The 20,764-nt window shown below is 37.8% G+C and carries 20 protein-coding genes; all 20 read left to right on the plus strand.

Annotation, left to right across the window (positions count from 1 at the left end; translation table 11 throughout):
- Positions 1–127: 127 nt before the first annotated feature.
- The 20 genes from NBX03_RS05570 to NBX03_RS05665 all read left to right on the plus strand — a co-directional run bounded on the left by NBX03_RS05570 (position 128) and on the right by NBX03_RS05665 (position 20,426).
- Positions 128–823, plus strand: coding sequence for a TVP38/TMEM64 family protein (locus NBX03_RS05570; protein WP_250229761.1), 696 nt, complete (start codon positions 128–130; stop codon positions 821–823).
- Complete coding sequence (locus NBX03_RS05575; RefSeq protein WP_250229762.1) at positions 813–1,496, plus strand: TIGR04282 family arsenosugar biosynthesis glycosyltransferase; 684 nt, start codon at positions 813–815, stop codon at positions 1,494–1,496. The genes NBX03_RS05570 and NBX03_RS05575 overlap by 11 nt, the downstream gene beginning before the upstream one ends.
- Positions 1,483–2,487: an aminoglycoside phosphotransferase family protein gene (locus NBX03_RS05580; protein ID WP_250229763.1), complete on the plus strand. Its 1,005-nt coding sequence runs from the start codon at positions 1,483–1,485 to the stop codon at positions 2,485–2,487. Before NBX03_RS05575 ends, NBX03_RS05580 begins: the two co-directional genes overlap by 14 nt.
- 4 nt (positions 2,488–2,491) lie before the next feature.
- On the plus strand, positions 2,492–3,181 hold the full coding sequence (locus NBX03_RS05585) for a TIGR04283 family arsenosugar biosynthesis glycosyltransferase (RefSeq protein ID WP_250229765.1): 690 nt from the start codon (positions 2,492–2,494) through the stop codon (positions 3,179–3,181).
- A gap of 19 nt (positions 3,182–3,200) precedes the next feature.
- Positions 3,201–4,064: a nucleoside hydrolase gene (locus tag NBX03_RS05590; protein ID WP_250229766.1), complete on the plus strand. Its 864-nt coding sequence runs from the start codon at positions 3,201–3,203 to the stop codon at positions 4,062–4,064.
- 29 nt (positions 4,065–4,093) lie between these two features.
- Positions 4,094–5,365: an ABC transporter substrate-binding protein gene (locus NBX03_RS05595; protein WP_250229767.1), complete on the plus strand. Its 1,272-nt coding sequence runs from the start codon at positions 4,094–4,096 to the stop codon at positions 5,363–5,365.
- Between the two features lie 39 nt (positions 5,366–5,404).
- Positions 5,405–6,277 (plus strand): ABC transporter permease, encoded by an 873-nt coding sequence (locus NBX03_RS05600; RefSeq protein ID WP_250229769.1) that lies wholly within the window; start codon positions 5,405–5,407, stop codon positions 6,275–6,277.
- Complete coding sequence (locus tag NBX03_RS05605) at positions 6,267–7,064, plus strand: ABC transporter permease (protein WP_250229771.1); 798 nt, start codon at positions 6,267–6,269, stop codon at positions 7,062–7,064. Before NBX03_RS05600 ends, NBX03_RS05605 begins: the two co-directional genes overlap by 11 nt.
- 4 nt (positions 7,065–7,068) lie before the next feature.
- Positions 7,069–8,085, plus strand: a complete 1,017-nt coding sequence (locus NBX03_RS05610; protein ID WP_250229772.1) for an ABC transporter ATP-binding protein — start codon at positions 7,069–7,071, stop codon at positions 8,083–8,085.
- Positions 8,086–8,567: 482 nt separating this feature from the next.
- A complete protein-coding gene (locus NBX03_RS05615) occupies positions 8,568–9,923 on the plus strand; it encodes an acyclic terpene utilization AtuA family protein (protein WP_250229774.1) in 1,356 nt (451 codons plus the stop codon).
- 2 nt (positions 9,924–9,925) lie between these two features.
- Positions 9,926–10,231: an AtuA-related protein gene (locus tag NBX03_RS05620; RefSeq protein WP_250229775.1), complete on the plus strand. Its 306-nt coding sequence runs from the start codon at positions 9,926–9,928 to the stop codon at positions 10,229–10,231.
- An 80-nt stretch (positions 10,232–10,311) separates the two neighbouring features.
- Complete coding sequence (locus tag NBX03_RS05625) at positions 10,312–11,100, plus strand: ABC transporter ATP-binding protein (protein ID WP_250229776.1); 789 nt, start codon at positions 10,312–10,314, stop codon at positions 11,098–11,100.
- Positions 11,101–11,113: 13 nt separating this feature from the next.
- Entirely contained in the window at positions 11,114–12,256 is a 1,143-nt protein-coding gene (locus NBX03_RS05630; protein ID WP_250229777.1) for an ABC transporter substrate-binding protein, read from the plus strand.
- A gap of 137 nt (positions 12,257–12,393) precedes the next feature.
- Positions 12,394–13,062, plus strand: a complete 669-nt coding sequence (locus tag NBX03_RS05635; protein WP_250229778.1) for an ABC transporter permease — start codon at positions 12,394–12,396, stop codon at positions 13,060–13,062.
- 432 nt (positions 13,063–13,494) lie between these two features.
- Complete coding sequence (add, locus tag NBX03_RS05640) at positions 13,495–14,520, plus strand: adenosine deaminase (protein ID WP_250229779.1); 1,026 nt, start codon at positions 13,495–13,497, stop codon at positions 14,518–14,520.
- A gap of 977 nt (positions 14,521–15,497) precedes the next feature.
- Entirely contained in the window at positions 15,498–16,082 is a 585-nt protein-coding gene (locus tag NBX03_RS05645) for a CD3072 family TudS-related putative desulfidase (RefSeq protein ID WP_250229780.1), read from the plus strand.
- The gene (locus tag NBX03_RS05650; protein ID WP_250229781.1) at positions 16,075–17,127 is read left to right on the plus strand and encodes an ABC transporter ATP-binding protein; all 1,053 of its coding nucleotides are present in this window, start codon (positions 16,075–16,077) and stop codon (positions 17,125–17,127) included. The genes NBX03_RS05645 and NBX03_RS05650 overlap by 8 nt, the downstream gene beginning before the upstream one ends.
- A 13-nt stretch (positions 17,128–17,140) precedes the next feature.
- Positions 17,141–18,025 carry a carbohydrate ABC transporter permease gene (locus tag NBX03_RS05655; protein ID WP_250229782.1) on the plus strand — a complete coding sequence of 295 codons (885 nt, stop codon included), beginning with the start codon at positions 17,141–17,143 and terminating at the stop codon, positions 18,023–18,025.
- A 90-nt stretch (positions 18,026–18,115) separates the two neighbouring features.
- Complete coding sequence (locus NBX03_RS05660; RefSeq protein ID WP_250229783.1) at positions 18,116–18,937, plus strand: carbohydrate ABC transporter permease; 822 nt, start codon at positions 18,116–18,118, stop codon at positions 18,935–18,937.
- A gap of 118 nt (positions 18,938–19,055) precedes the next feature.
- A complete protein-coding gene (locus tag NBX03_RS05665) occupies positions 19,056–20,426 on the plus strand; it encodes an ABC transporter substrate-binding protein (protein WP_250229784.1) in 1,371 nt (456 codons plus the stop codon).
- Positions 20,427–20,764: the final 338 nt, after the last annotated feature.

Consider the following 20,764-nt stretch of genomic DNA (forward strand, 5'->3'; position numbering starts at 1 on the left):
AATGTACCGTTTCCGAAGGAAATCCGTGTTTTTGAGCCTTACAGGGAATAGGCTTTTACTACTTCTTCATGATAAATTTACTTTAATTGCCTATTTTAAATATTATTTATGGAAGAGAATAATAAAGATGAAAAATAAAAAAATATGGGTGTTTTTAATATTTTCTGCATTGATTTTAATATTGGCAAGATATTTTAATCTTGGAAGTTATTTATTTGAAGAAAAAGGAATTAACACTCTTAAAAACATAATAAATGAAAATTATATTCTTGCAGCAGGATTATACATTGTTTTTACGGCGGCAGCCTGTGTTTTATTGGCTTTGCCCGGCTTAACCTTTGCCGTAGCGGCAGGGATTTTATTCGGCCCATGGGCAGGAAGTATTCTATGCCTTGCCGGAACTACCCTGGGGGCGGTTTTATCCTTTGCTGCCGGAAGGTATTTTTTAAAGGATGCCGTAAAGCCCATGATAGAAAAAAATAAACTGCTTAAGAAGGTCATTTTTACAGATAAGCCTGAAAATGAAATAATACTTTTAATGATAACAAGGCTATTGCCTGTTTTTCCTTTTAACCTTCAAAACTTTGCTTACGGAATTACCGATATAAGCATTGTAAAATATACCATGGCTACTTTTATATTTATGATACCAGGGGTTCTTCTTTTTACTCTGGCAACCTCCGGCATTATAAATGAAACAGAAAGAGCAGATCTCTTCTTCATTGTATTAATCATAGCTGCGGTGATGGTTCTATTAAGTGTATATGTTAAACGTATTTATAAAAAAATTAATTCTCCAAAGGAAGAAGCCTATGAAAAATAGGGCCATTATACTTTTTACCAGAATACCGGCCGCCGGAAGGACAAAGACGAGGCTTCAGCCTTTTCTCGACGGTAAATCCTGCTGCAGGCTTCATAGGGCCTTTATTAAAGATATTTATAATGTAATAAAGAAGATTGATGCAGATGTTTATGTATACTGCACAGCCGAAAATAATATCAAGAATTCAGCCGGCTTGTTTTACGATAATCCGGCTCTCTTTATGCAAAGAGGTGAAACCCTTGGCCAAAGAATGGATAACGCAATTTCTGAGGTTTTAGACTTAGGCCATGAGGCCTGCGTATTGATAGGCACAGATGTTCCTCTAATAGGGCCTGAAAATATAGAAAACGCCTTTGAAATACTTCAATATAAGGACGTAGTAATATCCCCGGTAGAAGACGGCGGATATTATCTTATAGGAATGAAAAAAAGCTGTAAAAGTATTTTTTCCATAGAATACGGCAACAGCTCCGTTACGGAAAATACCATTAAAGCCATAGAAAAGACCGGAAAAACCTACGGCCTTGGCATGCCCACTTTTGATATTGATTATAAAGAAGATCTTCTCAGGCTTGCGGAAGTTTTAAAAGAGGACTATTCCATAAGCTGCAAAAACACACGGGAAGAGCTTCATAATATTATTTTTTACGGAGGACAGAATGCGGGATTTTGATTTGAGCTTAATTTCAAAGTCTGAAAGTTTCAGAAAGGCCCTTGGCATTTCTCCTGAAAGGCCGATTGAATTTAAACTTCTTGGTTCGGGAGAATATAATATTAATTATTTATTCGGTTATCCCGAAAACGGCAGAAAAATGGTTTTGAGGCTTCCCATGGGCAGTCAAATGCATCTTTCAAATCAGGCTCGGTATGAATATAATGCTTTGCTTCTTTTAAAGGAAAGCGGAAGAACCCCAGAGCCTTTATATATTGACGAAAGCAATGAGGCTTTTCCTTATGGCTTTCTTATTATGAGCTACTTGACGGGAAAACCGCTTGTTTACGAAGAGCATATGGAAATAGCGGCCCAGATACTTTCCGATATACATAATACGCCAGTATCCGAGAAGAATCATCTTATACGTCCTCCTAATCCTCTTTTTGCTATCCTTGAGGAATGCCATAGCATGGCAAAAATATATTTAGATTATGATAAAGGTTCTAAGGAAGTAAAATCACTCATCAAAGAGCTTTTGGAAAAGGGTAAGCTTATCATAGAAAAAGGAAAGGATTACGGTAAGCGCTGCATCATTAATACAGAGCTTAATTCCGGTAATTTCTTAATAAACGGAGAAGGCGAAAAAAACTATCTCATAGACTGGGAGAAGCCTTTATACGCTTATCGAGGGCAGGATTTAGGGCATTTTCTTGCCCCTACCACAACTTTCTGGAAAACCGATACTGTTCTTTCAAAAAGAGATATTTTAGCCTTTATAGAAAGCTACTGTAAATATTCTGAAGCTCATGAGGAGCCGGAGAGACTATGGCAAAGCATCATGCCTTATTTTGCCATGACCTGCTTACGCGGAATTACATGGTGCGCTATGGCGTGGGTGGAATATCAAAGCCCTGAAAGAGCTATTAAAAATGAATATACTTATAAAAAAATACAAGAATATTTAAAGACATCCTTCCTTGAAAATATAAGAAATGAGTACATGGTTTAACAGTATGAATGATTTTAAAATATCAATAATTATCCCCGTATACAATGAAGAGAGAACTATTAAAGCCCTTATAAATAATCTAAAAACCATAAAAAACCCATATGAAATCATATTCGTTGACGGCGGAAGCACGGATAAAACCCCCGAAATCATTAAAAGGGATTTTATTCTTCTCAATTCTCCTGAAAAGGGCAGAGCAAACCAAATGAATTACGGGGCATTAAAGGCAAAGGGTGATGTTTTATTTTTTCTCCATGCAGACAGTATTTTAAAGCCGGACTGTATTGGAAAAATCAATGAAACCCTTCATAAGGGCTATAAAGCAGGCTGCTTTAAAATTAAATTTGACAGCAGAAGCCTTCTTATGAAGATATGCGCCTTTATGTCAAATTTTCGCGTCATATTCAGAAATATAGCCTTTGGCGACCAAGGCATATTTATATTTAAGGACTATTTTTTAAAACTGGGGGGTTTTGCCTCTATTCCCATTATGGAAGATTATAAGCTCTCTATGGATATAAAAAAGGGTGGGGAGAAAATAGGCCTTGTCAAAGGCAACATTATAACCTCTGAGCGCCGTTTTTTAAAAAACGGAAGGCTCAGAACCATGTGGAAGATGCAAAAACTCCAGTATATGTTCCGAAAAGGTAAAGACATTAATAAAATAGCTGTTTTATATAAAAATACGGATTAAAGATTTCTCGGGAGGTTCCATGGAAAAATTAATCATAGACTGTGACAATACCTTCGGCATTGAAGGCTGCGATATAGATGACGGGCTTGCTATTATATACGCCTTGGCAAGCAATAAATATGATATTATAGGAATTACCACCACCTTTGGAAACAGCACCATTGACACTGTTTATCCCAATACCCTAAAATTCATGAAGCAGATAGGAAGGCCTGAAATACCCGTCTTAAAAGGCGCGTCATCAAATGCATTCGATAATCAGGCGGCAAAATTTCTTGCGGATGTGGCAGAGCAATATAAAGGGCAAATCAGCGTTCTTGCCACCGGCTCTTTAACTAATTTATATCATGCCTACAGGATTGACGGCGCTTTTTATGAAAATTTGAAAGAACTGTCTTTAATGGGGGGCATAACAGAGCCTCTTATTATAAACGGAAAAGTATTAAATGAACTGAATTTTTCATGCGATTATGAAGCGTCTTTTAATGTATTGACTTATGGGAAAAATATAAAAATAGCCACAGGCAATAACTGCCTTGCTGCCTTGTTTACAAAAGCGTCTTTTGATAAATTAAATTCCGAAGGAAATGCTTTTTTGAGCTGGCTTTACAAAGAAGGCCAATACTGGTTTAAAAGGGAGAAGGAAGTTTTTAAAAATGAAGGAATTTATAAATGGGACGTATATGCCGCCGCAGTACTTATAAATCCTGATTTATTTCATGACCGGCTTATTGCTGTAGCTCCCGATAGAGACTCTTTAAAAACAGGATTTTTACTGGGGGAAGGGGAGAAGCGGATAGTTAATCTTCCTGAGATAAAAGACCCGGCAGTCTACATACAGCATGTTTATGAGGCCTATAAGGCGTTTAGTTTTATAGAATAATCTAATTACAAAATAAGGAGATTATAAAGATGAATTTAAAACGAAAGAAAAAATTTTTACCTTTTATTATTGCAGTAATTTCTGTTATGCTTGTATCCTGTACTTCAGCTCAGGCGCCGGCTGCAAAGCCGAAAGAAGAAATTGCCCAAAGCAATTCTTCTGAAATTTCAGATTTAACTTTTGATGAAATTGCAGAAAAGGCCAAAGGCACTAAGGTAACATTTTATGGCTGGGGCGGAGATGAATACAGAAATAAATGGCTTTCTACAGAGATAGCAAATGCATTAAAAGAAAAATATGACATCACATTAGAACTTGTCTCTATGAATATAGACGAAATCCTCAATAAGCTCTCCGGTGAAAAGCAGGCAGGCGCAGAAACAGGGACCATAGATATGATATGGATTAACGGAGAGAATTTCTTTACAGCCAAGGAAAATGACTTGCTTTACGGCCCATTTTTAGAAAAGCTTCCTTCCTGCGATGCTTATGCGGACATAGAAGACCCGGAAACCTTATATGATTTCGGCTGTCCTATAGAAGGCTATGAGGCTCCCTATGGAAAGGCGCAGATTGTTTTCATAGGAGACAGCGCTAAAACACCTGAAACACCTTCCAATACCGAAGAATTTTTAGAATACGCAAAAAAATACAAAGGGAAAGTTACCTATCCGGCCCTTCCTGATTTTACAGGCTCTGCCTTTGTAAGGAATGTAATTTATGATATCAGCGGATATGAGCAGTTTATGGAGATGGAAGCAGATAAGGAAACAGTAAGAGAAGCTATTATGCCGGCTATGGAATACCTTCGCTCCTTAAACCCTTATTTATGGAATGAAGGAAAAACATTTCCCGCAACCTCTACAGAGCAGGAAAATATGTTTGCAGACGGTGAGCTTGTATTCCATTTAAGCTACAGCCCTTATTCCGTTGCCACAAGAATTGAGGACGGCGCTTACCCCGATACGGCAATCTCCTATCTTTTCGATAAGGGAACCATAGGCAATACAAGCTATATGGCGATTGCCCAAAATGCACCGAATAAAGAAGGGGCTATGGTTGTGATTAATTACCTTATGTCCGCCGAAGGACAGGCGAGCCAATTTAAAAGCCTCAAGACACTGCCTATTGTGGATAATGAAAAGCTGTCCGATGAAGAAAAAGCCATATTTGAAAGCATTGATATTGGCAAGGGAACCCTCTCTCAGGAAGAGCTTTTATCAAAGCGCCTTCCTGAAATGCCTGCGGCTTTGGTGCCTATAATAGAAGAAATATGGCTTGAAGAAGTTGTAGGAAAATAATTTAACGATATTCAACATAAGTGATGAAAGGGAATTCAATTGAAAAAGATTATTCCTTATATTTTAACACTGCCTTTAATCATGATTTTGGCTATTCTTATAACAGGTCTTATCAATGGGATAATACAAAGCCTTGGCTATATCCCTGCTTTAGGGCTTGAGGAAATAAGCCTTGATTATTATAAAGAAATCATAGGGAATCCCCATTTCAGGGATTCCCTATTGCTAAGCTTATATACCTGCTTATTATCTTCGGTTTTGTCGGTAATCATTGGCGTAGGAATATGCGCTTTATTAACTTATTCCGGCAAGGGGGAAGGGCTGTTTAATTATATACTCCGTATCCCCATTTTGATACCTCATACGGTTGTGGCATTTTTCAGCGTCGTGATTTTCTCTCAAAGCGGCATGATTTCAAGGCTTATGTATTTAATGGGGCTTATAGGAGACCCTATGGAATTTCCCAATCTTTTATATAATACAAGTGGCACAGGGATAATTTTAGCCTATGTATGGAAGCAGGCTCCTTTTGTGGCTTTCTTTGTACTTTCTCTTATGGAAAGCATAAAGAAAACCTTAGAAGAAGCTTCTGTAAATTTAGGGGCTTCCCCTATAAAAGCATTTTTTACCATAACCCTTCCTTTATCCATGCCTTCTATATTAAAAGCTTCTTTAATCATTACGGCGTTTTCTTTCGGGGCTTACGAGCTTCCCTTTCTTTTAGGGGCCACAAAGCCCAGAGCTTTGCCTGTTCAGGCCTATATAGAATATACCCACCCGGACTTAAAGCATAGGCCTTATGCTATGGCGGCCAATGGCATAATTATAATCGTAAGCATGGTGATTGCAGTATCTTATTATCTAATTGCAAATAAAAAGATATGGGGAATGAGAGAATCCGATGAAAAATAAAAAATATCTTTTTAAGACGGCACTTTTTATATTAGGGATAGTTATTCTGTTTCCTGTTATCTTGGTGGGCATATGGTCTATTTGCGGAAGGTGGCCTTGGCCTAATATTTTGCCGGAGTTTCTTTCCTTAAGAGGGCTTAGGGAAATTATAGGGAGCCATTCCGGTGCATTTAAAATTCTTATTTCGAGTGTATTTATTTCATTTGCCTCTGCTATAATTTCTACCATTATAGGCTTAATGGCGTCAAGGGCATTTACCTTATATGAATTTAGAGGAAAAGCCATTCTGCAGTTCGGCAGCATGCTTCCTATCATTGTTCCGGCGAATGTTTTTGCTATGGGTATTCACGTTATATTTATATGGTGGGGGCTCAATGACAATATTTATGGGGTCCTTATCTGCCATATTATTTATTCGCTCCCTTATACCATAAGCATATTGACAGACATAACCGAATCCATAGGAAAAACATATGAAGAGCAGGCCTACGTTCTCGGCTGCAACCCTTTAAAGGCTTTTGCCGACATTTCTTTTCCTTTAATGCTTCCTGCGATTCTTTCCTCTGTTTCCATGGCCTATATCATTTCCTTCAGCCAATATTTTCTAACTTTAATTATAGGAGGGGGCCGTATTAAAACATTTTCTATTATTATGGTTCCCTTTATATCAGGGGGAGACAGGGTTATAGCATCGGCTTATGTAATCTTATTTCTGTTCTCTTCTTTAATTGTTTTTGCCTTATTTGAATTTGCCGCAAAAAAGATAGCTACGGTACTGAAAGGATAAATCTATGAAGCTTGAACTTAAAAATATAAATGTAAGCTTATCGAATAAGCCTATTCTTAAGAATATAAGCTTTTCATTAGAAAAGGGTGAATTTTTATCCGTTCTTGGACCTTCTGGCTGCGGTAAGAGTACATTGCTTAAAACCATAGCAGGAATAATCCCCTGTGATAAAGGTACAATTTATATTAACGGTAAAAATACGGCACACTCTCCGGCCCATAAAAGAGGCGCTGTAATCGTCTTTCAGGATATCAGGCTTTTCCCCCATATGAGTGTTTTTGAAAATATCGCTTATCCCATGAAAATAAAGGGCTTATCCAAGAAAATATATACAGATAAAGTTACAGAGCTTTTGGAAAAGGTAAAGCTGAAGGGCTATGAGCATGTACAGCCTCATAAGCTTTCAGGAGGTGAGCAGCAAAGGGTCGCTTTAGCAAGGGCATTGGCAGCGGAGCCGGAGATTCTCCTCCTTGATGAGCCATTTTCAGGCCTTGATGAAAATTTACGTTTTGATATGAGGCTTTTAGTGTTAAATCTACATAAAGCCTATCATATGACTACAGTTATGGTAACTCATGATAAAGAGGAAGCATTGAGTATGTCTGATTATATTATGGTTATGGATAAGGGCAATAATCTTCAATTTGGAAAGCCTGAAAATATTTATGAAAACCCGGAAAGCATTGCCGTTGCAAGATATTTCGGAAATGCCGCATTTATAAAAGGCAAAGTTATTTCCGGAGAATTTCAATCAGAGGAACTTTCATTTGATTGCGGATACGAAGACGGCTCGTATATCCTTATGGCAAGATACGATGATTTATATTTAGAAAAAGGAAATGATTTTAAGCTTACACAAATCATTTATACAGGAAGAGAAAAAGAGTTTCTTCTGGAGCATATTAGAACAGGGTTAATAATAAAAATCAGAAGCAATAACTCAAATCATATTAAAAATAATCCGTATTTTTCTCTAAACATTCAAAAATATAAATTATTTCAATATAAAGGCTTAGAGTAGCATTATGTAAAATCAATTTTAAGTATATCTTTAAAGGCAGCAAATACAAAAGTATTTGCTGCCTTTAAGTTAATATATAAATTTTTCGGATAATTACTATTAGTATGTATTTGATATTAAAAAACATACTGAGTATTATTTATGCTAAAATGATTTTGGCGTTTTTTGTAAATAAATTACTAAAGACAACAGAAGCATACTTACTAATAGCTTGAAAAATAACGCTTTTATTATAAACAGACCGATAGTTAAGCTGATTTGAATATATAGTTTCAATTAATATTCCATTTAGAGATTATTATAATTGAATATTTAATCTTAAAATATGCATTTTTATAAGATTGATGCAATATTAACCGCATATCAATTGCAGTTCTCCTGTTTTATATCTGATATTTTATTTCCCGGAAATAAAAATACATAGTTTCATAATATTAAAAGATATTGTGGAATCAAATTTATAATATAAAGGGTGTTGGACATTGAAAAAAATACGTATAGGCTGTGGCTCGGGAGGGTGCACCTATGACAGGCTTGAGCCGGCAGAGGAGCTTATAAAAGAAGGAAATCTTGATTACATAATATTTGAATGTCTTGCGGAAAGGACGATTGCTGCCGCTCAAAAGGCAAAGCTAAAAGACCCTAAAAAGGGATATAATCCTATGCTTGATATAAGAATGAGGCGCATTTTAAAGCTTGCCAAGGAAAAAGGAACTAAAATAATTTCCAATATGGGCGGAGCAAATACGGAAGAAGCAGTTAAGGAAATCATTAAAATAGCTGAGGAGCTTCAAGTAACGGGCCTTAAAATAGCTATGGTTTTAGGAGACGATATTTTATATAAGGTAAAGGACTATTACGATAATATTCTATGGGATGATGGTTCAAAAAAGCTTTCTTCCCTTGACGGACATATTGTTTCTGCCAATGTATATTTAAGCGGAGACCCTATAAAAGAGGCTTTGGATAACGGCGCCGACATGGTAATTACAGGAAGAATAGCGGACCCCTCTTTATTTGTAGGCCCTTTGAAACATGAATTTGGCTGGACGGCTGCGGATAGGGATAAAATGGGACAGGCTGTTCTCCTTGGGCATCTTCTGGAATGCGCGGGGCAGCTTACAGGGGGCTTTTATGCTGATCCGGGATATAAGGATTTAGAGAACCTGCATATATTAGGCTTTCCTATTGCAGAGATAGATGAAACAGGAAGCTTTATTATAACCAAGCCGGAAGGCTCCGGGGGAGCAGTAAATACATCTATATGCAAAGAACAGCTCCTCTATGAAATAGCCGACCCGGCAAATTATATTACCCCCGATGCAGTTGCTGATTTTTCAAAGGTGACTTTTAAGCAAATAGATAAGGATAAGGTGCTTGCGGAAAACGCAACTTCAAAAGGAGAGCCTTTAGACTATAAGGTTAACATAGGGTATCAGAACTGTTATGAGGCGGAGGCAGGCATAAGCTTCGGGGGTTCAAATGCTTTAAATAGAGCAAGGCTATGCGCTGAAATAGTGGAAAAAAGAATGGAGCTTCTGGGCCTTGAAGCAGATGAATTCAGGGTTGATTTTATAGGGTATAACTCCCTTTATAAAGATAAAATATCATCATATATCAATAATCAGGTCTCCAATGAAATAAGGCTTAGAATATCCGCAAGGACAAAAGACAGGCAAACGGGAACAGCGATTGTAAGAGAGATAGAATGCATGTATACCAACGGCCCTGCCGGAGGGGCAGGCATATCTTCAAACGTTGAGGAGATGCTTTCTGTGGAAAATATAATTATTCCCAGAGATGATGTAGCGTATAAAGTAATTTATCGAGAGGTGTAATCATGAAGCTTAGAGAAATTGCCCATGTAAGAACTGGGGATAAGGGGAACAAGTCCAATATAGCGGTGATTGCCTGCACAGAGGAAGCTTACGAGCTTTTAAAGAAAAAGCTTACTGCCGAAGTGGTTATAGACTTCTTTTCTGAAATATGCTTTGGAGAAGTAAAACGGTATGAAGTGGATTCCATATGGGGTTTTAATTTTGTTATGGAAAATGCTTTAGGGGGAGGCGTAACAAGAAGCCTCGCCGTAGATAAGCATGGAAAATCTCTGGGAATGGCTCTTCTTGAGCTTGATATCAGTATTTAGCGGGCTAAAAATAAAATGCTCTTTTGTATTATACAAAGCATATATACTTATCAAATTTAAGCAATTCCGGAGGTACATAAGTGTTTGACGTAAAGGTTGAAAATCTAAGGTTTTCCTATGATAAGGAATTGATTTTAGACAAAATTAATATGGAAATAGAAGCAGGGGACTTTGTATGTATCCTTGGTCAGTCCGGCTGCGGAAAAAGCACCTTTTTAAGGCTTGCCGCTGGGCTTGAAAAGCCGGATTCCGGTAATATTTTCATTGACGGAAGCCCCATAGATGGCCCCAGCTTAAGCCGCGGCGTAGTTTTTCAGGATTACAGCCTGTTTCCGTGGTTTACTACGGGAAAAAACATAACTTTATCTTTAAGCCAGAAATATAAGGATGAAAGCAAAGCCGCGCTTAAAGAAAGAGCCCTGTATTTCATTAAAGAGGTAGGTCTTGACGAAAGTGTCTTTTATAAATATCCTCATGAGCTTTCAGGAGGAATGCGCCAAAGATGCGCCATTTGCCGCTCCTTTGCTTTAGACCCGCCGGTTCTTCTTATGGATGAGCCTTTTGGCGCTTTAGATGCCATTACAAGAGCAAGGCTTCAAAATCTTGTTCTTGAGCTGTGGCAAAAGGATAAGGAAAAAAGAAAGACTATTTTCTTTGTAACCCATGATGTTGATGAAGCCATACTGCTTTCAACTAAAATATTTGTATTTGGCTCAAGCCCAAGCAATGTGATTTATACCTATGCTTTTGAGGATAAAAAAGGGTTTACCCGTGAGAATATTTTTGAAAATGAAAGCATTATTGAACTTCGAAACAAGCTTATCCATATCTTGAACAAAGATATTGAAAAGAGAATAAATGAAAATTAAGGAGAGACTTAACATGAAGAAATTCTTATCTTTTATGCTTGCTTTAGTTATGGCAGGCGGAATATTTTCAGGCTGCTCTGGAGCCGCCGCACCGGCGGAAAAACCCAAGGAAGAAGCTTCCGTAAAAAAAGATGAAGCCTCTAAAACAGAGGCTCCAACAGAAAAGCAAACAGAAGAAAGTAAAGAAGAAAAGAAAGAATTACAAAAGCTTAAAGTTGCCTATAATCCGGGAACAGGAAATATCCTTGGTTTTATAGCTATCGAGAAGGGTATAGCGGCTGAAGAAGGCATAGAAATAGAGCTTGTTCCCTTTTCCAATTCAACAGACGCTTTAACGGCCCTTCAGGCAGGTAAAATAGATATCGCTGTTTCCTTCGGAACGGCTGCACCGCTTACATTTGTTACAAAAGGAGCAGATTTTAGTATTTTCGGCGGATATTTATCAGGGGGTATGCCTGTATACGCCGCCTCCAACCTTGAATATACAGGCCTTGAATCCTATGTTGGAAAAACTGTAGCTACCCCCAGAATGTACACCCCGGATATCGTGTGGAGGGGAGCTATGCTGGAAGCAGGCTATGACCTTGAAAAAGATGTAAATATCATAGAATTCAAAAAGCCTACCGAAGTTCTTGAGGCCGTAAAATCAGGCAAAGCCGATATAGGCATAGGAACAAATTCCACTTATCTTCAGGCTCTTGCTGCAGACCTTCAGATTATAGGCTGGAGTAACGATTTCTGGGATCCTGTTCATGTATGCTGCCGCCCTGTTGCTAATAATGCATGGATAGAGGCAAATAAAGATGCGGTAAAAGGATTCCTTCGTTCTTACATAAGGGCGGAAAAGGTTCTTCAAGATGATCCTGAATACGGTGTAGAACTTAACATGAAATATCTTGAAGTAAATGAAGAGGATGCAAGAACAATGCTTCTTGAAACCAATCAGATCTTTGAGACAGACCCTAAGAGTAAAGGTGTAAAGTATATGTGGGATACTCTTATCGATATGGATTATATTGAGCCGGGGGATATTGATGTTGATGACCATATCAATATCGAACTTTATAAGGAAGCATTGGACGAGCTTACCCAGAAAGAGCCTGAAAGCGAATTTTATAAGAAGCTCCAGGAGAAATTCATAGAATACAATGAATAATTTTTATAACAGAATAAAAGGAATGGGGGTGCACAGCCATAAAAAAGTTTATAGGAACCATTGCAGGATATAAAGGAACTATTTTAATAATTGCCTTTAGTATATTGCTCTATTTTTTTTCTACGGAAGGCAAAAGCTTGCTTGACCCTGTGCTTTTCCCAGGATTTTCAAAGATAATTCCTGTTTTTTTCGAGTCTATGCCTAAGCTTTTTACGAGCCTTATAAGTTCCCTTAAGCTTCTTATTCCGGGATATTTCGGAGGGGCTTTTACAGGCATCATTCTCGGCATAATTATAGGTACAAATAAAGCCATTATGAAGAACCTAAAACCTATTATATTTGCCTTAAACCCCATACCGCCGTCTATGCTTGTTCCTTATTTAATAGCGCTTATGCCTACATTTTACTTGTCATCTGTTGCAATCATATTTATAGGCTGTTTTTGGCCGTTTCTTAATGGAACTATAAACGGCATAGCCCTTATTGACAATAAATATCTGGATAACGCAAAGGTTTTAGAGTTTAAAGGCATGAAAAAGCTTATAAATGTAATTCTTCCGGCAGCCTCCCCAATGATATTTGCAGGGGCCGGAACAGCTTTAAACTTTGCCTTTATTCTTCTGGCGGTTGCAGAAATGTTTGCCACAAATTCCGGCCTTGGCAGGTTTATACAATATTACGCAGACTTCTCAGACTATGCCAGGGTACTAGGAGGTTTATTCTTCACATCGGTTTTTATAGTTCTTGTAATGTACTCTTTTGACAGATTCAAAAAAAGGCTTTTATTCTGGACTGTAAGCAAATAAATTATATTTGAATATATTTTTAATTAAGGAGCCGTTTCATAGCGGCTCTTTAATTATTTAAGATGATATTAAAAGTTATGAACAAGAACGAGAAAAATTTCGAAATCTTAGGGATTGTGGTCTTAAAACCCTTGTGTTAGAATATTTCCATGAACAACTGCCATGTCAATATTTACTTAAATTATTATGCAATGGAATAATCTTTGCGCCTGCTGAAATTATTGAAACGTAAGGATGAGGGAAGCGGAAACATTTATTCCGGTTAAATTAAAGAGTAAATAGCATCTTTTATGAGCATAGCGGGAATCACAAACAAGTCTAAGGAGAGCCACTGAATTTAATTTGTTATGCCAAGTAAAATATTTAATCAGAAATTAAACATTAATTAGGATAACAATATAATCTATTATTTAGAGAGGGCGGAAAACTCACATGCAAAACAAAAAGGTAACGAAAGAATTCATTCAAGGTCTGCCAAAAGCAGAGCTTCACCTCCATCTTGAGGGAACATTAGAGCCGGAGCTTAAGCTAAAGCTAGCAAAAAAGAATGGTATTGATATTGGACAGCATACAATTGAAGAGATAAAAGCAACGTATCAGTTTGATTCTCTGAGTTCATTTTTACAGGTTTACTATCCGGCTATGAATGTACTGAGAGATGAAGACGATTTTTGCGAACTGGCGATGGATTACCTGAAGAAAGCGAAGATACATAATGTCAAATACGTAGAGTTATTTTTCGACCCGCAGGCACATACAACCAGAGGCATACCGTTTGAAACCGTCATTAACGGATACTATAAGGCAACCATTGAGGCATGCGGGCTGGGTATTGAAGCTCATTTGATTATGTGCTTTCTGAGGGATATGTCAGCCGAATCCGCGATGGAAACATATAAGCAGGCACTGCCTTATAGGGATAAGATTTTAGGAATCGGCCTGGATTCAGACGAGAGAAACAATCCGCCGCGCAAGTTCGCCGATGTTTTTGCTCTGGCGAAAAAAGATGGTTTTCATATCACCATGCATTGTGACGTTGACCAGGAGAACTCTATTGGTCATATCCGAGAAGCATTGATGGATATTGGCGTAGAGCGCCTGGACCACGGTACGAATATTGTGGAAGACCCTTCTTTGGTTGCTTATATTAAGGAGCGTGGCATTGGACTTACGTGCTGTCCTATGTCCAACGGCTTTATTGTAGATGACCTAAAGGGGAAGGAGATGCTTGAGCTTTTGCACCAGGGCATTAAGGTTACAGTTAATTCAGATGACCCTGCGTACTTCCAGGGCTATATATCGGATAATCTGTTTGCATTAGCCGAAAAGTACGACATGACGCAGGAAGATATCATTCAGATTGCAAAGAACTCTTTTGAAATAGCTTGGATTTCTGACGAAAAGAAAAAAGAGTATTTGAATATGATTGACGAATATGTCGCTTCTTCTAATTGTTAAACTGACTTTATTGAATAGGGGAAGCTGGTTTAATCTTTATCGAAAAATAAATTAGCAATAAATAGGGTTATCAGGCTAAAAGATACGATATCGTATCTTTTAGCCTGATTTTTTATATTCTGATGAACGAGAGATTATTTTCTATTTTCAGAAATATTAAACACTGTTATCAGGGATAGTAATTTAAAGTTAAATAGTAGCAAAGCCGTATATTCATGCAGGCTTAAAAATGTGCCATTTCCGAAGGAAATCCGTGTTTTTATACCAAATGAACTTGGAAAAGAATACAGGCGTAAGCCAGGGACCCTTTTTAAGTGAGAGTTTTTTTACCGTTATCAAGCTTGTTTTAGTTGGTAACAATGAGACTGCTGAGAATACGCTTTTGCTCCTTCTTTATTATAAATTTACTATATGCTGCGATACGATAATTCTAAGAGCGTATTTCAATGAACACGATAACTGATTGATAGTATAACGAAGAGATACATATGATAGTTGTGCTTAACAGCACATTGATAAATGCGTAGCCGCATTTGATATAAACATAGTAGAACTGAAGAATCATACAGATAAAAAAGATACCGACGATATTTTAGAAAAAATAATAATGAAATCCATCCTATCCTCGTCCGAAATCATAGTGTTATAAAAAAATTATAAAACCCTTTAATAGCCGGCAAAAGGCAGTCAACTGATTATTTTTATAAGGAAGAGGCAGTTATAGTTATGAACAAGATAAAGATAATAAGCCCAACGAAACCTTTGGAACAAGACAATTAGAAATTACCTTTTCCTTATCCCGTAGGTGCCAACTATAGTGAAATCTGATTATCGAAAATGATGATATTGCATATGAACAATTACAAAAAAAACCAATGGATAAGAGGCTTTAATAAATTGAAAATCCTTTTAGGGTTATGTATAATAACACTTACTTAACATTATTTTACAAGAATTTTACAATTCGAGGTACTCCTATGAATGATAAATACATTGTTTTTATTTCTCATTGTTTTTTTAATCCCCATTCTAAGGTTATTAATTACGGAAAGAATCCAATCGAAGGCGAACCGATTATCAGAGGGAAAATACTGTCCCTTTTTTTTGAGCATAATATCGGGGCCATACAGCTTCCCTGCCCTGAAATGGTTTGCTACGGATTAAAAAGATGGGGCCATGTAAAGGACCAGTTTGAACACATTCATTATAGGAAAGTATCCAGAGAATTGCTTATGCCCTATATAGATGAACTGAAAGAGTATATAAATAACGGCTATCAGCTTTTTGGGGTTATTGGAATTGAGAGAAGCCCTTCCTGCGGTGTTGCCAAAACCTATCGTGGAGACTGGAAGGGAGAAATCGGCGGTAATCCTCTCTTTAAGGATAATCAGGTAGAGGGTATATACCTTGCCGATGAAAAGGGCTTATTTATGGAAATATTGGAAGAAATGCTTCTTGAAATAGGGATTAAGACTGCGTTCTACGGCTACAGCCCTAAAGAAGGAGAAGAATTCCAAAAGCTTATAGAAGATAAAATTAAGGCGGTAGCGAAAAATGGCTAAACTGTCGGTTAAAAACTTAAGCATGAAATTTAATGAAGTAACAGCTGTGGATAATGTAAGCTTTGATATAGAAGAAGGGGATTTTGTCACTCTCTTAGGCCCCAGCGGCTGCGGAAAAACCACAATTCTTTTTATGCTTGCAGGGATATATATGCCTACAGCAGGAGAAATATATTTCTCCCATAAAAATGTAAGCAATATTCCTACTGAAAAAAGAAATGTGGGGCTTGTATTTCAAAATTACGCTCTTTACCCTCATTTAACAGTGTATGAAAATATTGCCTTTCCCCTTAAAATGACAGGCATGAAGAAAAAAGAAATCCAAAGTCAAATTGAAGACGTTGCTGAAATGGTGCAGATAACAGAGCTTTTTAAAAGAAAGCCTTCTCAGCTTTCAGGCGGGCAGCAGCAGAGAGTTGCCATTGCAAGGGCCATTGTGAAAAAGCCAGAAATACTTCTTCTTGATGAGCCTCTTTCAAACCTTGATGCAAGGCTCCGTATTGAGACCAGAGAGGAAATTCTTGCTTTACAGAAAAAGGCGAAAATCACCACGGTTTTCGTAACCCATGACCAGGAAGAGGCCTTAAGCGTTTCGGACCGTATTATCCTGATGAATAAAGGGAAAATTGTCCAGAGCGGAACTCCCTATGAGCTTTATTATAAGCCGGAACATCAGTTTTCCGCCGAGTTTATCGGAAACCCTTTAATAAATACCTTCCATATTCAAATAAACGACGGGAAGGCTTTTATAAAAGAACTGAATTATCCTCTTTCCGGGGCCGTAAACAAGCCCTGCTGTTTATGCATGAGGGCAGAGCATATCAGGCCTGCTTTAGAAAATGAGCCCTTTATTGAAGGCAGAATTAAAAGCAGCCGGATTTCCGGAAAGGAAAGAATAGCCACTGTAGCAATCGATGACAGTGTTATCAGCTGTTATCTGCCCTTTGAAAGCAACGTCCTAACAGGGGAGCGTATTAAGCTTTCTCTGGATATACATAAGGCATTTTTATTCGATGAAAAGACAAAGACTAAAATAGAAATTTAATTCAGGTGCATCTATGAAACCTTCAAAAAAAGAAGCTTTAAAGGGATATTTATGTATATTGCCGGCCCTTGTTATCCTGGGGGTTTTTCAGATATATCCTATTTTTAAAGCTATGGTTATGAGCTTTTATACAAAATATAATTATATGAAAGACGAGGTTTATGCCGTAGGCCTTGGGAACTTTTCGGATATTTTAAAGGACCCAGACTTCTGGACAGCCCTTAAAAACACTTCTTTATTTGTGCTGGGGGTCGTGCCGGCTACTTTAATTATTTCTCTTTTTATTGCCGTTCTTTTGAACAGGAAGATTAAGTTTAAAGGCATTTTTCAAAGTATTTATTTTATCCCTTTTATCACTTCCTCCGTTGCCGTAGCTTCCGTATGGAAATGGATCTTTGATTCAAAATTCGGGCTTTTGAATTATATTTTAGGCTTCTTCAGAATAGATCCCATTAAATGGCTGATAGACCCGAAATGGGCTATGGCAAGCTTGATTATATTCAGTATATGGAAGAACTTAGGCTATAACATCATTATTCTTCTGGCAGGCCTCAGCAATATCGACGGCACTTATTACAGAGCGGCAAAGGTAGACGGAGCAAGCCGGTGGCATATTCTCACGAAGGTAACAATACCTCTTCTTATGCCAACTTTGACTTATGTAAGCATTATGTCTCTTATCGGCTCCTTTAAAGTATTTGATGAGGTTTATATCCTCTTTGAAAGAGGGGCAGGTCCTGCCAAAAGCTGCCTTACCCTTGTATTTTATATTTACGATAAATTTGCCACCAAATATGCCTATGGCATTGCTTCTGCCGCAACCATGGTTTTGTTTGCCATTGTTCTTGCAATAACTCTTTTGCAATTAAGGCTTTCAAAAAAATATTCTGCATCTTAATTCTGATGAAATCATAGCATAATCCTTTGCTTTTACTTTATATATTCAGAGGTAAGAGGAAATGGATTCCACATATGAGCGAGGGTACTTATGAAGAAAAAAACCGTGAATATAACAACTTACATAGCTTTGATAGCAGGAAGCGTTATCACCATACTGCCCTTTATCTGGATGATTTTAACTTCTTTTAAAACAAGCGGCGAAATTTATGCCATGCCCCCGTCTTTACTGCCGAAAAGCTTTCATCTGGATAATTATAGCGTGGTATTTAATAAAATACCTCTTTACACTTATTTGTTAAACAGTATATTTATCGCCGCCTGCGTCACTGCGGCTACGGTAATAACGTCGGTGCTTGCGGCTTATGCCTTTTCTAATTTAAAGTTTCCCGGCAGGGACCTATTGTTTTCCATGATTATAGCTACCATGATGGTGCCAAGCGAGCTTTTGATTATACCGAACTTTGTTACGCTGTCTAAATTAGGTTGGATTGATACTTATTACGCTTTGATTATCCCTTGGACAACCAGCGTGTTTTCTATATTCTTTTTGAGGCAGTTCTTTTTAGGTATCCCTAAGGAGTTATATTATGCGGCAAAGGCCGACGGCTGTTCCGATTTTAAATATATTGTGAAAGTTATGGTTCCAATTGCACAGCCTGCCATATTGACTGTTGCCATACTTAAGATTATCTATAGCTGGAATGAGTTTTTATGGCCTCTTTTGGTTACCAATTCAGAGAAGCTAAGAACCCTTCCTGTGGGCATCTCTTCTTTTATTACAGACAGCAGCGTAAGCCATAACCACGTTTCCGCCTATGCAGTTATCACTATACTGCCTATATTTATCCTTTATTTGTTTTTTAGAAAGTATATTATTGCCGGTTCTGCCAGAAGCGGAATTAAAGGCTAATTATATAAATTAACGTGAGTTCGGCAAAGCCTTGCCCCTTGGTTCACCAGGGGAAAGTCGGAGGACTTTTCACGTTAAATTAGAAATTATAATACATACGAAAGGAAGTAAGATTATAATGAAAAAGTCAATTGCAAAGGCATTGTCTCTTTTATTGGCAGCAGGGCTTATCGTAAGCGGCTGCGGATCCAAAGGTTCAAATGAAGCGGCTCCTGCTCCTTCAGAAACACAGACACCGGCACCTTCCGAAACGAAGCCTGCGGAAAAAAGCGAGGAGCCGAAAGAGGTAGTGGAAATAGAATTCTGGCACGCTATGAGCGGTACAAACGGTGAGGCCCTTCAAAATATCGTTGATAAATATAACGAAACCCATGAATATGCTAAGGTTAACGCCGTTTTCCAAGGCAAATACACGGAGCTTTTTGAAAAGATTTCAGGCGCGGCCCAGTCCAAGACGCTTCCTGCCATGTCTATGATTTATGCCAATAGGCTTACAGCCTATATCATGAACGGTTATGTTCAGGAGCTGGATAGCTTTATTAACGATTCTGAAAAGGGGTTAACGCCTGAAGAGCTGAAGGATATTCCTGCTATATTTACAGAGCGTTCCAAATGGGGCGATGTTACTTATACCATGCCCTGTAACAAAAGCGTATATTTAATGTTTTATAATGAAGATATGCTGAATGAAGCCGGCGTTTCCGTTCCTACCACATGGGAAGAGCTTAGAACCGCCGCGGAAAAATTAACAAAAGACGGCGTTATCGGCGTAGGTTTTAATAAATCCGTGGGAACGGATTTCAGCTACTGGGTAGAGCAGGCAGGCGGCCATTTAATGGATGAAAACGAAGAAAGTATTACCTTCAATTCTCCTGAAACCATTGAAGCTTATGAATTTATCACAGGCATGGTGAAAGAGGGTATCGGTATGATTAGCTGGGAAGAAAGCTATATTACGGGCCCCCTTACAAGAGGTGAGCTTGCCATAGGCTTTACTACCACTTCAAACACCGTAGATATTTATAACGGTGCAAAGGAATTCGGCACAAATATTAAAAGCGCCGAGGTACCGGCAGGTAAGGTTAAGGCAGTTACTTTCTCAGGAACAGATATGACAATGTTTAACACCGTTTCAGACGCTGAAAAAGAAGTTGCATGGGATTTTATGAAATTCTGGATGGATACAGAAAACACAACCCAATGGGGCATTGAATCAGGCTATCTTCCTCTTACCTATTCAGCTTTTGAAACAGAAGAATTTAAGGCTTATCTTGCAGAAAATAATCTTAAAGCACCTGCTTTAAACTGCTTTGATTACGGCTTTAGAGATCCAAGTGCTTTAAATGCCATTGCTATTCACTCAAGCATGCAGACAGCCATGGAAAAAATTGTTCTTGAAGGCATGGATATTGCAGAAGCAGTTGCGGAAGCGGAAGCCACAGCCACAAAAGAGATGAACGACGCAAAGGCTAATTTTGATAAGAAATAAGATTAATAAAGAATAAGTCTAAAAAGGGCTTCGCAGAATAAATCCTGCGGAACCCTTTTTTTAGCTTATAGTTCGGATGACGGACTTTGGCCTTATAGAAAATACTTCTGAAAGTTTAACGATAAATAGTATTTTACAGGAGCAAAGGTCTTATACTTCTGTTATTTAATAATAGATGTTGATTCGATATGTCTTATAGTAAATTTACTTTTCTTCCGGAATAAGTAACGGGCTCCAAGAAGGTATATGGTAAATTTAAAATTAAAAGTAGCAAAGCCGTATATTCACACAGGTTCAAAAATGTACCGTTTCCGAAGGGAATCCGTATTTTTGCGCCT

This window comes from Anaeropeptidivorans aminofermentans, from assembly GCF_940670685.1.
GTDB lineage: Bacteria > Bacillota > Clostridia > Lachnospirales > UBA5962 > Anaeropeptidivorans > Anaeropeptidivorans aminofermentans.

Bases quoted from the DNA above. Each gene is read 5' to 3' on its own strand.
- NBX03_RS05570 (WP_250229761.1), top strand. From the start codon at position 128: ATGAAAAATAAAAAAATATGGGTGTTTTTAATATTTTCTGCATTGATT.
- NBX03_RS05575 (WP_250229762.1), top strand. From the start codon at position 813: ATGAAAAATAGGGCCATTATACTTTTTACCAGAATACCGGCCGCCGGA.
- NBX03_RS05580 (WP_250229763.1), top strand. From the start codon at position 1,483: ATGCGGGATTTTGATTTGAGCTTAATTTCAAAGTCTGAAAGTTTCAGA.
- NBX03_RS05585 (WP_250229765.1), top strand. From the start codon at position 2,492: ATGAATGATTTTAAAATATCAATAATTATCCCCGTATACAATGAAGAG.
- NBX03_RS05590 (WP_250229766.1), top strand. From the start codon at position 3,201: ATGGAAAAATTAATCATAGACTGTGACAATACCTTCGGCATTGAAGGC.
- NBX03_RS05595 (WP_250229767.1), top strand. From the start codon at position 4,094: ATGAATTTAAAACGAAAGAAAAAATTTTTACCTTTTATTATTGCAGTA.
- NBX03_RS05605 (WP_250229771.1), top strand. From the start codon at position 6,267: ATGAAAAATAAAAAATATCTTTTTAAGACGGCACTTTTTATATTAGGG.
- NBX03_RS05610 (WP_250229772.1), top strand. From the start codon at position 7,069: ATGAAGCTTGAACTTAAAAATATAAATGTAAGCTTATCGAATAAGCCT.
- NBX03_RS05620 (WP_250229775.1), top strand. From the start codon at position 9,926: ATGAAGCTTAGAGAAATTGCCCATGTAAGAACTGGGGATAAGGGGAAC.
- NBX03_RS05630 (WP_250229777.1), top strand. From the start codon at position 11,114: ATGAAGAAATTCTTATCTTTTATGCTTGCTTTAGTTATGGCAGGCGGA.
- add (WP_250229779.1), top strand. From the start codon at position 13,495: ATGCAAAACAAAAAGGTAACGAAAGAATTCATTCAAGGTCTGCCAAAA.
- NBX03_RS05645 (WP_250229780.1), top strand. From the start codon at position 15,498: ATGAATGATAAATACATTGTTTTTATTTCTCATTGTTTTTTTAATCCC.
- NBX03_RS05650 (WP_250229781.1), top strand. From the start codon at position 16,075: ATGGCTAAACTGTCGGTTAAAAACTTAAGCATGAAATTTAATGAAGTA.
- NBX03_RS05655 (WP_250229782.1), top strand. From the start codon at position 17,141: ATGAAACCTTCAAAAAAAGAAGCTTTAAAGGGATATTTATGTATATTG.
- NBX03_RS05660 (WP_250229783.1), top strand. From the start codon at position 18,116: ATGAAGAAAAAAACCGTGAATATAACAACTTACATAGCTTTGATAGCA.
- NBX03_RS05665 (WP_250229784.1), top strand. From the start codon at position 19,056: ATGAAAAAGTCAATTGCAAAGGCATTGTCTCTTTTATTGGCAGCAGGG.